Annotated in this window: 10 protein-coding genes; 8 read left to right on the top strand and 2 right to left on the bottom strand. The window is 58.3% G+C overall.

Annotation, left to right across the window (positions count from 1 at the left end; genetic code table 11):
- Positions 1–189, top strand: a 189-nt coding sequence (locus M0654_RS22395) for a hypothetical protein (RefSeq protein WP_248684971.1), incomplete at its 5' end; no start/stop codon positions are given.
- 369 nt (positions 190–558) lie between these two features.
- Here the strand turns inward: M0654_RS22395 and M0654_RS23010 are convergent.
- Positions 559–744, bottom strand: a complete 186-nt coding sequence (locus M0654_RS23010; RefSeq protein WP_390921097.1) for an NUDIX domain-containing protein — start codon at positions 742–744, stop codon at positions 559–561.
- Positions 745–1,028: 284 nt separating this feature from the next.
- Here M0654_RS23010 and M0654_RS22390 point away from each other — a divergent pair, with 284 nt between their 5' ends.
- Genes M0654_RS22390 through M0654_RS22380 form a run of 3 tightly spaced genes read left to right on the top strand, consistent with a single transcriptional unit; the run spans position 1,029 to position 6,491 of the window.
- Positions 1,029–1,787 (top strand): ImuA family protein, encoded by a 759-nt coding sequence (locus tag M0654_RS22390; RefSeq protein ID WP_248684970.1) that lies wholly within the window; start codon positions 1,029–1,031, stop codon positions 1,785–1,787.
- Positions 1,705–3,219 (top strand): Y-family DNA polymerase, encoded by a 1,515-nt coding sequence (locus tag M0654_RS22385; protein ID WP_248684969.1) that lies wholly within the window; start codon positions 1,705–1,707, stop codon positions 3,217–3,219. Before M0654_RS22390 ends, M0654_RS22385 begins: the two co-directional genes overlap by 83 nt.
- A gap of 11 nt (positions 3,220–3,230) precedes the next feature.
- On the top strand, positions 3,231–6,491 hold the full coding sequence (locus tag M0654_RS22380) for an error-prone DNA polymerase (protein ID WP_248684968.1): 3,261 nt from the start codon (positions 3,231–3,233) through the stop codon (positions 6,489–6,491).
- A 355-nt stretch (positions 6,492–6,846) separates the two neighbouring features.
- On the opposite strand, the gene M0654_RS22370 is transcribed toward M0654_RS22380, so the two are convergent.
- A complete protein-coding gene (locus M0654_RS22370; RefSeq protein WP_248684967.1) occupies positions 6,847–7,740 on the bottom strand; it encodes a LysR family transcriptional regulator in 894 nt (297 codons plus the stop codon).
- A gap of 89 nt (positions 7,741–7,829) precedes the next feature.
- Here M0654_RS22370 and M0654_RS22365 point away from each other — a divergent pair, with 89 nt between their 5' ends.
- From M0654_RS22365 to M0654_RS22350, 4 genes are read left to right on the top strand one after another with little or no spacing between them, the layout of a single operon-like run.
- A complete protein-coding gene (locus M0654_RS22365; protein ID WP_248684966.1) occupies positions 7,830–8,984 on the top strand; it encodes a mandelate racemase/muconate lactonizing enzyme family protein in 1,155 nt (384 codons plus the stop codon).
- Between the two features lie 30 nt (positions 8,985–9,014).
- Complete coding sequence (locus M0654_RS22360; protein WP_248684965.1) at positions 9,015–9,986, top strand: DctP family TRAP transporter solute-binding subunit; 972 nt, start codon at positions 9,015–9,017, stop codon at positions 9,984–9,986.
- Complete coding sequence (locus M0654_RS22355; RefSeq protein WP_248684964.1) at positions 9,986–10,501, top strand: TRAP transporter small permease; 516 nt, start codon at positions 9,986–9,988, stop codon at positions 10,499–10,501. Before M0654_RS22360 ends, M0654_RS22355 begins: the two co-directional genes overlap by 1 nt.
- 8 nt (positions 10,502–10,509) lie before the next feature.
- Positions 10,510–11,793, top strand: coding sequence for a TRAP transporter large permease (locus M0654_RS22350; RefSeq protein WP_248684963.1), 1,284 nt, complete (start codon positions 10,510–10,512; stop codon positions 11,791–11,793).
- The last annotated feature ends 413 nt before the right edge of the window (positions 11,794–12,206 follow it).

The raw sequence follows: 12,206 nt of genomic DNA, 5'->3' as shown, positions 1-12,206 counted from the left end.
TTCTCGGCGCAAATCCCGGGTCAGCTCTCAGTGCAAATCAACAACATATCACAAGATGCGGAATGGAAGTTTCACGTCTTCGTGGCGTGGTCTTTCATATCCATCTGGGGCTTCTTATCCTTCTTGCGTGTCGCCTACATATTTGGAGATATCGTGAAAGTTAAAGATCGGCCACGAGTCGCTGGCTGAACTGCTGATTATCGAGATACCACCTCGCCAACATCGAATGACAGGTTCGGGCCGAAAACCGTCGTGCCGCTTCGTACGACAAGTTGACATGGCAAGTTACTACGTTTTGGGACTCAGCTAATGCTCCGATGAACGATGTGGGCAAATGTTGGCGGCAATTTCTCAATCAGGTTAATTAAGGTCGTTGACTTCAGGTCGAAGCTACGTAGCTGTTCCGGTAAGGCCCAACGCAATTCCCACTCGGTGTCCCCATCGCGGCTGCGATGACGATGGCGTCCGGAACGAACGGGGGCGGTGAGTGCAATTGCACATCGTAGTAGAAGCCCAGCTCGTGGGATTTCCTACCGCGCAAATCGAACAGATTCTCGATCAAAAGCCCATCGGGCCCACCACTGAGATTGTCCCAAGCTCCTCCTCGATCTCTCGCGAAAGAGTTTCGGCTGATGCCTCGTGGAACTCGATCCTACCTCCAGGAAACGCCCAAAATGGATCGTCGACGGAGCGGTGGATCAAGATATGACGGACGTGCTCGACGGAGCGCGTTCTTGAAGGCATCTCCCAGCTGTATGCCATCAAAACGGATTTCGATGAACCTGTCATCCTAAGCAAACTGCTCATGGAAGGGGCGACGTACGTATGCCTCAAACATTTGATGATCGCCCTTAAGCCGCTACCGACCTGATTTAGTTCAGCGAATCTTTGCATCCGCTAAAATGCTGTCCTCCAGCATGTTCTGACTCCGCTTGACTCTCGTCTCGCGACGGAACAGATACAGAACATCAACATTCTAAGGGACATGAAGTCTCACGCAACGCGAGCCTTGAGGAGGGTCGTGAACGATGTCGCATGCCCATGCCTCACGGGTTGTCGAGGAACTGAGAGACCGGATTGCGCACCTTGAAGGGAGCGTCTCACGCAAGGCGCTTGTCCTGCCGTTCGGGGTGCCGGAGGTGGATGAGCGGCTGCCTGGCGGCGGGCTTGCCTATGGCGCTTTGCACGAGGTTGCGGGCGGCGGTGCAGGCACGGTGGATGGTGCAGCGGCAGCCCTGTTCACGGCAGGGATCGCAGCGCGTGCCAAGGGCAAGGTCCTGTGGTGCCTGACACGTCCGGACCTGTTCGCGCCAGCGCTGTCACAGGCGGGGCTTCACCCGGATCGCGTTATCTACTGCGAAGCGGATCGGGAGGAGGATGTGCTTGCCTCCATGGAGGAGGGACTTTCCTTCGGTGGCTTGGCGGCGGTCGTCGGGGAACTGGTGAGGCTGCCAATGACCGCCTCCCGTCGGTTGCAACTGGCGGCCGAGAAGACCGGAACCTTGGGCCTGGTGGTGCGGCGCTGGCGACGGCAGACGGAGGCTTCTGATTACGGCCAGCCGACAGCCTCGACGACGCGCTGGAGGATCAGCGTCCTGCCGTCAGAGCCGCTTCCTGTTGCAGGGGTGGGACGAGCGCGGTGGCTGGCGGAATTGATGCGGGTGAAGGCGGGTGAGTGCGCCGAGTTTGAGTTAGGAGCCTGCGATGCCAAGGGTCGTGTCTGTCTACTTCCCGTATCTGGCGACAGATCGGATACGTCGGCATGGCGAGGGAGCCGTACCGGTTGACCATCCGCTGGTCGTCATCTCCCGCAGTGGCGCAAAGCGCTGGGTGTCGGCAGCCGACACCGCTGCCCGCAAGCTCGGCCTGAAGGTCGGTATGGCTGCCAGCAAGGCTCAGGCCATGGTTGCCAATCTGCATATGGTGGATGCCGATCACGTTGCCGATGCAGCAGCCATCGAACGCCTGGCGCTGTGGGCGCTTCGTCAGTACAGCCCGGTGGTTGCCGTAGACGGGACCGATGGCATCGTCATGGATACCGAAGGAGCCGACCACCTTCAGGGTGGCGAGCAACTGCTGATCTCCGGCATCGTCAACGGGCTGAGGGGCAGGGGCCTGACAGCAAGGGCCGCTGTTGCCGACACCTGGGGCGCTGCTCATGCGCTGGCGCGACTGACGAGTGCCGAGACGACAGTGGTGCCACGGGGCGATGTCAGCAAAGCTGTCACAGGCCTTCCGATCCACTGTCTGCGGCTGCCGCCCGGCACCATACAGGACCTGAGGGTTTTAGGCGTGGAGACGGTGGGTGAGCTGTCGGCTCTTCCCCGTGCGCCGCTGACGCTGCGCTTTGGCCCGGAAGTCGGCCGCCGTCTCGATCAGCTCTTCGGTCGTGTCGCTGAACCCATCGAGCCGCTGCGCACACCGGAACTGGTGGAGGTGGCTCGGAACTTCCAGGAGCCGATTGGGGCAGCCGAGACCATTGCCAAATACATCCGGCGGCTGGTCGCCCAGTTGTCGGCAAAGCTTGAGGAGCGGGGGCTCGGTGTCCGCCGCTCCGACCTCATCATCCTTCGCGTCGACAACACTCGCCAATCTCTTCGTGCAGGTCTCGCCAAACCTGTGCGTGATCCGGCACGGCTGGCCAAGCTGCTCTGCGACCGCATCGAAAAGATCGATCCAGGCTTCGGCATAGAGCGGATGGTATTGGTGGCAATCATCGCAGAGCCGCTGGAAGAGAAGCAGGTCGCAAGCGCACTGGTCGAGGAAGAGGTGGTGGATGTGACCCCGCTTGTCGACATCCTCGGCAATCGCGGCCAGCGCCTTTACCGCGTCACGCCTGTCGCCTCCGACGTTCCGGAACGATCCGTCAGGCGCATTGGTCCAACCGCCGTGGAAACGGGTGCCGACTGGGCCGCAAAGTGGCCGAGGCCATCACGCCTGCTGGCTTACCCGGAAGAGATCGAAACGATGGCGGTCCTGCCCGACCAGCCGCCCGTCGTCGTGACCTGGCGGGGCAAACGTCGCCGCATCGTTCGTGCTGACGGGCCGGAGCGCATCTTTGGCGAATGGTGGCTGCGGCCACGCGAGATGCAGGCCGTGCGCGACTACTTCGTGGTCGAGGACGAGCAGGGCGAGCGGCTCTGGGTCTTCCGCGCAGGCGATGGTGTCGACACCGGAACGGGTTCGCACAAGTGGTTCCTGCACGGCATCTTCGGGTGAGGCTTTAGACCATGCGCTATGCCGAGCTTCAGGTGACAACCCACTTCTCCTTCCTGCGGGGCGCAAGTTCTGCGGAGGAGCTGTTCGCCACGGCGGCTGCTTTGGGCATCGAGGCCATTGGTGTTGTCGACCGCAACTCGCTTGCAGGGATCGTCCGAGCATGGGAGGCCGCCAAGACGACAGGCGTGCGCCTGGTGGTGGGCTGCCGTCTTGATCTCAACGATGGCATGTCTCTCTTGGTCTACCCAACCGACCGCGCTGCCTATTCCCGGCTCACCCGCCTGCTGACGCTTGGCAAAAGCCGGGGCGGCAAGGCCAAATGCATTCTCGATCTCTCGGATGTCGAAGCCTACAGCGAAGGCCTGATCGCGATCCTCGTTCCGGACGAGGCGGATGATGTCTATGCGGGTCAGCTCCGCAGGGTGGCGGCGGTGTTTGGCGACCGCGCCTATGTTTCGCTTTGCCTGCGGCGGCGGCCGAATGATCGGTTGCGGCTGCACAACCTGTCGAACATGGCGCAGCGGCACAAGGTGAAGACGGTGGTGACCAATGACGTGCTCTTCCACGAGCCGGGCCGTCGCCAGCTCCAGGACATCGTCACCTGCATCCGCAACCGCACCACCATCGACAGTGTCGGCTTCGACCGTGAACGGCATGCCGACCGCTTCCTCAAAGCACCAGAAGAGATGCACCGCCTGTTCGCCGATTATCCTGAGGCGCTGGCAAGGACCCGCGAGATCGTCGAGCGTTGTCGCTTCGACATGGGCGAGTTGCAATACCAGTATCCGGAAGAAGCCATTGTCCCCGGGCTTGATGCCCAGCAGTCGCTGACGAAGTTCGCATGGGAAGGGGCCGCCGAGCGCTATCCGGAAGGCATACCGGATAGGGTCAGGCAGTCGATCCTGCACGAACTCGACCTGATCCGGAAGATGAACTACGCGCCGTACTTCCTCACCGTCTATTCCATCGTCCGCTTCGCCCGCTCAAAGAACATCCTCTGCCAGGGCAGGGGCTCGGCCGCCAATTCCGCCGTTTGTTATTGCCTCGGGATCACCAGCATCAATCCGGAGACGAGCGACCTGCTGTTTGAGCGGTTCGTGTCGATGGAGCGCAACGAGCCTCCCGACATCGATGTCGACTTCGAGCACAACAGGCGCGAGGAAGTCATCCAGTGGATATACGAGACCTATGGCCGCTCACGCTCTGCGCTTTGCTCGACTGTCACCCGCTACCGGACCAAGGGCGCTCTACGTGACGTGGGCAAGGCGCTGGGTCTGCCTGAGGACCTGATCAGGCAGCTTACATCCGGTGTCTGGGGCTGGTCGAAGAACGGGATCGGAGAAAAGCAGCTCGCCGAGAACAACATGAACGCTTCGGACTATCGGCTGCGTCTGGCACTCGATCTCGCTTCCCAGCTTATGGATACGCCCCGTCACCTTGGGCAGCATCCGGGTGGCTTCGTGCTGACGCAGGATCGGCTCGATGATCTCGTGCCCATCGAACCTGCTGCCATGGAAGACCGCCAGGTGGTGGAATGGGACAAGGATGACATCGACGCCTTGAAGTTCATGAAGGTGGATGTGCTGGCGCTCGGCATGCTGTCGTGCATGGCACGCTCCTTCGAGCTGTTGGCCGAGCACAAGAACGAGCCGATGAGTCTGGCCGACGTTCCGCAGGAAGACCCGAGGACCTATGCGATGATCCGGAAGGCCGACACGCTTGGCACCTTCCAGATCGAGTCCCGGGCGCAGATGGCGATGTTGCCAAGGCTCAAGCCCCGGACCTTCTATGACCTCGTGGTTCAGGTCGCCATTGTTCGGCCGGGTCCAATCCAGGGTGACATGGTGCATCCGTATCTGCGCCGCCGGGAAGGCAAGGAGCAGATTGAATATCCGACACCGGAACTGGAGGCCGTGCTTGGCAAGACGCTGGGTGTGCCGCTCTTCCAGGAAAGCGCCATGAAGGTTGCCATGGTCTGCGCCGGGTTCAGCGCAGGTGAGGCGGACCAGCTCCGGCGTGCGATGGCGACCTTCAAGTTCACGGGCGGGGTGTCGAAGTTCAAGGACAAGCTCGTCGACGGGATGGTGAAGAACGGCTACTCCAGAGACTTCGCAGAGCGGACCTTCACGCAGCTTGAAGGCTTTGGTTCCTATGGCTTCCCCGAAAGCCACGCCGCCTCCTTCGCGCTGATTGCCTATGCCAGCTCCTGGGTGAAGTGCCACCATCCCGATGTCTTCTGCACGGCGCTCCTCAACTCGCAGCCAATGGGCTTCTACTCGGTGGCGCAGATCGTCCAGGATGCGCGGAACCATGGTGTCGAGGTGAGGCCCGTCTGCGTCAACGCCTCCCGTTGGGACTGCACGATGGAGGAGACGAACAGGCCGGGACGCTTCGCCGTGCGTCTCGGCATGCGCGTGGTGAAGGGGCTGCCGCTCAATGATGCCGCCAGGATCGTTCTCGCTAGAGCTGACCAACCCTTCGAAAGCGCTGACGACATGTGGCGGCGCTCAGGTGTACCGACCGCTTCACTGGTCAAGCTGGCGGAAGCTGATGCCTTCCTGCCCTCGCTGAAGCTCGAACGTCGGCAGGCGCTGTGGGACATCAAAGCGCTGCGGGATGAACCGCTGGAGCTATGGGCGGCGGCAGCCGAACGCGAAGCCAAAGCCATTGCAGAGATGCAGGAACCAGAGGTGGCGCTAAAGTCGATGACGGAGGGCAGGGAGGTGGTGGAGGACTATTCCCACACAGGTCTCACCCTGCGAGCCCATCCCGCTTCCTTCCTGCGCCCTGAGCTTAAAAAGAAGCGCATCGTCACCTGCGCAGAGGCGATGGCCGAACGCGACGGGCGATGGCTCTGGACCGCAGGTCTGGTGCTTGTGCGTCAGAAGCCTGGCAGCGCCAAGGGCGTGATGTTCCTCACGTTGGAAGACGAGACGGGCATCGTCAACGCCGTCGTCTGGCCGTCACTGTTCGAGAAACAGAGGCGGATCGTCATGTCGGCATCGATGATGGCGATCCATGGCAGGATACAGCGCGAGGGAGAGGTCGTGCATCTGGTTGCCCAGCGGCTGTTCGACTTCTCCGGCGATCTAGCCAGCCTCGGCGAACGCAACGGCGACTTTCCCCTGCCGCACGGTCGTGGCGATGGTGCCAAACATGGGAGCGGACCTGATCCGCGTGACAGTTTGAAGCCCGTCACCCCCACGCGGGATATCTACATCCCCGACCTGCATATCGACACGCTGAAGGTGAAGAGCAGGAACTTCCATTGATGGAAGCGAGATCCCATCTGTGTTTCACCAGGACAGCACGCGAAAAAGTCGCTTCTTAGCAGGGATTAGAAGAGGACCTCGCGACAACGCTACGTCCTGATCGCAACAAGAGCTAGTTCATTCGTAGTGCAGTTGCTCGGCGGTGTTCTTCCATCCATTCGGTTCCACTCTGGCGAGTCGGGGGCGGAGCGACAGCGGCCACGTCCCGTTCAACCAGCCACGGCCGAGCACAGATCAACGTAGGAACCGACCCAGAGAGCGCCTGTATTCGGCCTGCGGCCATAGTGGGCCGAGTGTGATCGGTCCCACAGAACTCTGCGTACGCCACGCAGGTGGGTCCAGCGGACGGCCCCGGCTATTTCAGGTAATCGAGCTCTCCAAGAACTGATGTCGCTGTGGTCAACACCGCTTCAACTTTGGCTTTCCTGCTCTCACGGTGATACTTGGCGTAGATCGGAGTGTCTGCGATGGGAGGATCAGTCTGCAGGACGGTAACCGTTCCTTCGCTTAGCTGGCGCTCTGCCAGCTTGTTCGGATAGATGCCCAACCCAACCCCGTTGTTGACCAGGTTCGCGAGCATGGAGACGCTGTTGCAAAAATCAACGCGACTAGGTTTCAAGCCTGCACTGGCGAACCATCCTGTCATTTGCCGATAGTTGATTGAGCCCGTCGGATTCGAGATGATTGGCAGGGTGACGATGTCTTTCGGTCTAACGATCGATGGCAGATCAAAGCTCTTCGAAGCGATCCAGGATGTTTCCTGGGTGCCTAAGGGCACTAGTTTAAAATGCTCGTGTTCCGTAGGATGAACAAGGAATGCTAGATCGAGTCGCAGAGAATGCAGCTCGGGTTCGACCTCAGCAGAAGTCGCGACCATCAGTTCGGGTTGCAACTCTGGATACTCGGAGTGTAGTCGAGAAACGATCCGAGGAAGGCAAATCATTGCGAAGCCTTCGGCAAAACCGAGTCGGATTGGTCCCGCCAGTTCCTGCGCTGTAGGTTTCGTTGCGATTTTCTCGATGCTGGCAAAGAGAGTGCGGCATTCATCCAAGAGATCTTGACCACGCACTGTCAGTTTCAGCCCCCGCCCAACTCGTTCTAGTGGTTTGTAACCTAACGCATCTTCTAGCCCGCGGAGTCGTAGCGAGACGGTGGGCTGGGCGATGCTCAGCACTTCCGCAGCTCTCTCCACAGAGCTTTGGGTAGCAGTCCAGTAGAAGGCTTCAAGCTGAGCTAGCGTTACGCGCATATTTGATTTCCTGATGTTTTGCGCCGAATTTTCCTATTTGTCGTTGCGATGTCAAATGAATACGGTGAGGCCACTAAAGGGAGCCATCATTGACAAAGACTGCTGATACGATCTCGTCGATCGAAGGATTCATACTGCGTTGCCCTATGCCAGCGGTCGCGGGAAACGCCCTTCGCGTTTTCAGCGAACGCAGTGCGCTTTTGCTACGCATCAAGACCCACGGGGGCCTCGTTGGTTGGGGTGAGACATGGGCTTATCCTTATGCTGCGGCGGAATTGATCAAGCACAACCTTGCACAACATGTACTCGGCAGGAGTGTTACTAATCCGCGTTCTCTCCATCAGGGCATGCTCACGGCAGCGGTTCCTGACCGCCGAGGCCAAACACACATGGCCCTCAGTGCACTGGACTTGGCCGCGTGGGATGCCTTCGGCCGATCAAGCGGCCGATCGATCGCGGAATTGCTAGGCGGACGGCTGCGAAGCGAGATCCTTACCTACGCTAGTGGTCCGCTACTGCCTGCCGGCGACGACCGTTACGAAGGGTTTGAAGAAGCCATAGAGGGCTATGTAGCCGACGGTTTCCGTGCGGTGAAGATCCGCGTAGGCATCGGCATGAAACAGGACATCCGAGCAATTCAAGCGGCTCGATCGATCGTAGGAGATGAGGCTCTGCTTATGATCGACCTCAATGAATCATCTACGGTTGAGGATACATTGGCCCTGGCAGACGCGACTAAGTCCTCGCGTCTTGCATGGATCGAGGAGCCACTGAGGCACGACAACATCTCGGGTTATCGAAGGATCTTCGAAAAGATCTCCGCGCCACTTTCCGGGGGCGAATCCTTCTGCGGCGTGCAGGCCTTCAAGGATGTGATGGTCGATGGCTCATTGGCGGTGCTTCAGCCGGATTTGGCCATTTGCGGAGGGATCTCCGAAGCCATGAAAGTTGCGGGTCTTGCGGAGGCATTTGACACTGGGATAGCGCCGCACGTTTGGGGAACCGGTATCAATTTCCTGGCATCACTTCAGTACGCGTCGGTTCTGCCTGGCTATGGCAGAAATTTGCACCTGCCGATTTTCGAGTACGACAAAAGCCATAACCCGCTGCGGGCAAAGATTTTCGACCCCTGCCCAGATACCAAGGGTCGAATCGCTGTACCCGACGGTCCTGGGCTCGGCATGGAAATCAATATCGAAGCCCTTAGCGACTACGTCGTTGAGCACTGGGAATTAAACGCCTGATCTACCGGACTCAGACATTGGGAGGAAACTATGAAGAAATCTTTGGTGGCAGCTTGCCTTACACTGGCAGCATGGACTGGAACGGCTGCGGCTGCGGATGTGACGCTTTCGCTAGGATTTATTGGAGCTGCGCAAGCACCTGAAGCTATCGCTCTACGGCAATTTGCCGAAGAGATTGCCACGAGGAGTGACGGCCGCATTGCCATTGACCTGCAAGGGGGTGGTGCTCTCGGTGGTGACCGTGAGGTCATCGAGAGTGTCCAGATCGGCACCGTCGACATGACCATTTCTAGCACCTCCGTGGTTGTTAATTTCGCGCCAGAGTTCGCGCTGTTCGACATCCCCTTCCTGTTTCGGGATTTCGATCATGCTGAGGCAGTGCTAAACGGGCCGATTGGCGAGGAAATGCTTGCAGCCCTTCCTGAGAAGGGCTTGGTTGGCATCGCCTTCGGGGGAATGGGTTTCCGTCAGCTCACGAACAATGCCAAGCCAGTTAAAACAGCTGCGGATGTCGAAGGCTTGAAGATCCGCACTCAGCAGAATGAACTTCATATTGCTGTTTGGAAAGAACTCGGTGTTCTTCCCACACCCATGTCTATCACTGAGGTCTATACGGCACTTCAACAAGGCGTGGTTGACGGACAGGAGAACCCTGTCGGCGCTATCATCAACAACCGCTTTGGCGAGGTTCAAAAGTACCTCAGCATGACCGACCACGCTTTTACACCGCTGGTTCTACTCATATCCCCGGCGGCGTACGATGCTCTGTCCGATGAAGACAAGGCGATGTTCGCCGAAGCCGCCAAGAATGCCATGAAACGTAACCGACAGGAAGTTGAAGCCGTCCTCAAAACTGGTCTCGACAAGCTTCGGGAGCAAGGTGTTGAAGTCATCACTGACGTGGACAAAGCCTCCTTTAGCGCCAAGATCGAAAGTCTCAATGCGACCTTTGGGGAGCGGTTTGGACAAGAACGCCTCAACGCGATCAAAGAGACCAAGTGATGCAACAACGGCAGGCGTTGGTTCGGTATTTTCTGAGCATTGAGAGCTTGCTTACAAAATCAGCGGTCGCTTTGGCGACCGCTGGTTTGGCACTCGCATCATTGATCGGGCTATACCAGATTATTGCACGTTTCGTGTTGCACCGGTCAGCCGAATGGTCCGAACCTCTAGTGCAGATGACCCTGATCTGGATGACTTATTTAGGTTTGGCGGCCGCTATGCGATCCGGGACCCTGATATCGGTCGACTGGCTCCTTACCTTAAGTAAGGGTAGGGCGCGGCAGGTTATCCAGCTTGTGATTCTGCTCTGTGTTTTGGCCCTACTAGGCTTCATACTGTGGTTTGGTATCGCACTTGGAATGCGCGTCAAGTTCCAAACGATTGCTGGCTTGGGTATCTCGGCCAGTTGGGCTTATGCCGCTCTGCCATTCGGAGCAGCCGTTTCGATTTTTGCCGTGATCGCTCACGTGCTCGACCCACGTGTTGAGGTCGATCACCAGACACAGAACACCTGAGGCCTCCAATGCTGCTCACTATGATCCTGCTGCTGGTCAGTTTGATGGCGCTTTCAGTACCCGTGGCTGTAGCAATAGGTCTGGCTGGCCTTGTCGGAGTGACGTTCTTCTCCAATCTGCCGCTGATCGTCCTACCACAACAGGCCTACATCGCCCTCGACAAGTTTCCGCTTGCCGCAGTCCCCTTTTTCATTCTGGCTGGCAACTTGATGGCAGCGGGTGGAATCTCTCGGCGCTTGGTTGATCTCGTCGAGAGTATCATTGGCGACACTCGCGGAGGGCTACCTGCTACTTGTATCGTTGTCTGCATGATCTTCGCAGCAGTGTCCGGATCAAGCGTGGCTACTACCTATGCCATCGGTGCTATCCTTATCCCAGCGATGGTGGCGCAGCGCTACCCAGTAGGATTTGCCTCTTCTCTTCAGGCGACTGCAGCGGAACTTGGGGTCATCATCCCCCCCTCTATACCGATGATCCTCTACGGCGTGGCGGCGAGCGCTCCGGTCGGAGACATGTTCATAGCGGGTTTCGGTCCAGGCTTGCTCATTGCAGCAGCGCTCATGGTGTTTGTGCTGATCTGGTCCCGGTATTTCCACAAGCCAGGGGATTTGGAGAAGAAGCCCGTTTTGCCATTCTTGGTGAGCCTACGCAGATCGCTCTTCGCGCTGCTGATGCCCGTTATAATCCTTGGTGGCATCTATGGTGGTGTCTTCACGCCCACCGAAGCTTCAATCATTGCGGTATTTTACGCTTTGGCTGTCAGTATGGTGATCTATCGCGAGTTGAGCTTAGTGGAGATGATCGACGTATTGAAGCGGTCGGCAATATCCTCGGCTATCATCATGTTCATCATCTCGATGGCTGGGCTATTCTCGTTCATTCTCACCAGGGCCGGAATACCCGCCGCCATCAGTCAGTGGATTGTGGAGACCTTCGATAGCGCTTTCATGTTCCTGATCGCCGTGAACGTCTTGCTTTTCCTCATTGGCATGTTCGTGGAAACCTCTGCTTCCATCGTGGTAATCGCTCCCATACTAGCCCCGGTGGCCGTTCTGTTCGGTATTGATCCTGTGCATTTTGGGCTGATCATGATCGTAAACCTGGCGTTGGGGATGATCACGCCGCCCTTCGGAGTAAACCTTTTTGCGGCCGCCGCCGTCGGGAAGGTATCGTTGCACCGGATGATCCCCTACCTGGTGCCAATGGTCGGCGTCATCGTACTCTGCCTGGCGTTGATTACATTTGTACCAATGATTAGCCTTGGTTCCCTCTACCTCTTCGGAGTGCGGTAGAAGCGATCGCGAAAAGGAAGGTGAGCGCATCCAGAACCGCCAGCGACCACAAGAGCCACTCAGCGTGGTGAAGACATTTTGCACCGCTGCTTGTCGCGGAATACTGCCCCCACTGTGCATCTAATGGACGTGGGGCGTCCGTAGGACAAGCAGGGTTACATGAGATGTCAGATGCTGATGTTGGCTGCGTTGCTGGTTTTGAGTTTGTGCTAAGCGGGCTGATGCCGTCGTGCGTGTAGATATCCCCATGTTGGCTTACACGTCGTACGACTGTCGCGCCTTTTCGGTTGAATTGGCAAAGGATAGGCGAGTTCGGCTGCGGTTTCTAAGAAGCGGCATGATGCAACTGGTGATGCGTTTGGATTCACCGTATCCATCCGGCGTGGGCCGCACCGCTTATGATTTTGGCTGGT

Origin of the sequence: Neorhizobium turbinariae, assembly GCF_023223505.1 — a bacterium.
GTDB lineage: Bacteria > Pseudomonadota > Alphaproteobacteria > Rhizobiales > Rhizobiaceae > Neorhizobium > Neorhizobium turbinariae.
This window is presented reverse-complemented; position numbering and strand designations above follow the sequence as displayed.

Bases quoted from the DNA above. Each gene is read 5' to 3' on its own strand.
- M0654_RS22350 (WP_248684963.1), top strand. From the start codon at position 10,510: ATGCTGCTCACTATGATCCTGCTGCTGGTCAGTTTGATGGCGCTTTCA.
- M0654_RS22360 (WP_248684965.1), top strand. From the start codon at position 9,015: ATGAAGAAATCTTTGGTGGCAGCTTGCCTTACACTGGCAGCATGGACT.
- M0654_RS22385 (WP_248684969.1), top strand. From the start codon at position 1,705: ATGCCAAGGGTCGTGTCTGTCTACTTCCCGTATCTGGCGACAGATCGG.
- M0654_RS22355 (WP_248684964.1), top strand. From the start codon at position 9,986: ATGCAACAACGGCAGGCGTTGGTTCGGTATTTTCTGAGCATTGAGAGC.
- M0654_RS22390 (WP_248684970.1), top strand. From the start codon at position 1,029: ATGTCGCATGCCCATGCCTCACGGGTTGTCGAGGAACTGAGAGACCGG.
- M0654_RS22370 (WP_248684967.1), bottom strand. From the start codon at position 7,740: ATGCGCGTAACGCTAGCTCAGCTTGAAGCCTTCTACTGGACTGCTACC.
- M0654_RS22380 (WP_248684968.1), top strand. From the start codon at position 3,231: ATGCGCTATGCCGAGCTTCAGGTGACAACCCACTTCTCCTTCCTGCGG.
- M0654_RS23010 (WP_390921097.1), bottom strand. From the start codon at position 744: ATGCCTTCAAGAACGCGCTCCGTCGAGCACGTCCGTCATATCTTGATC.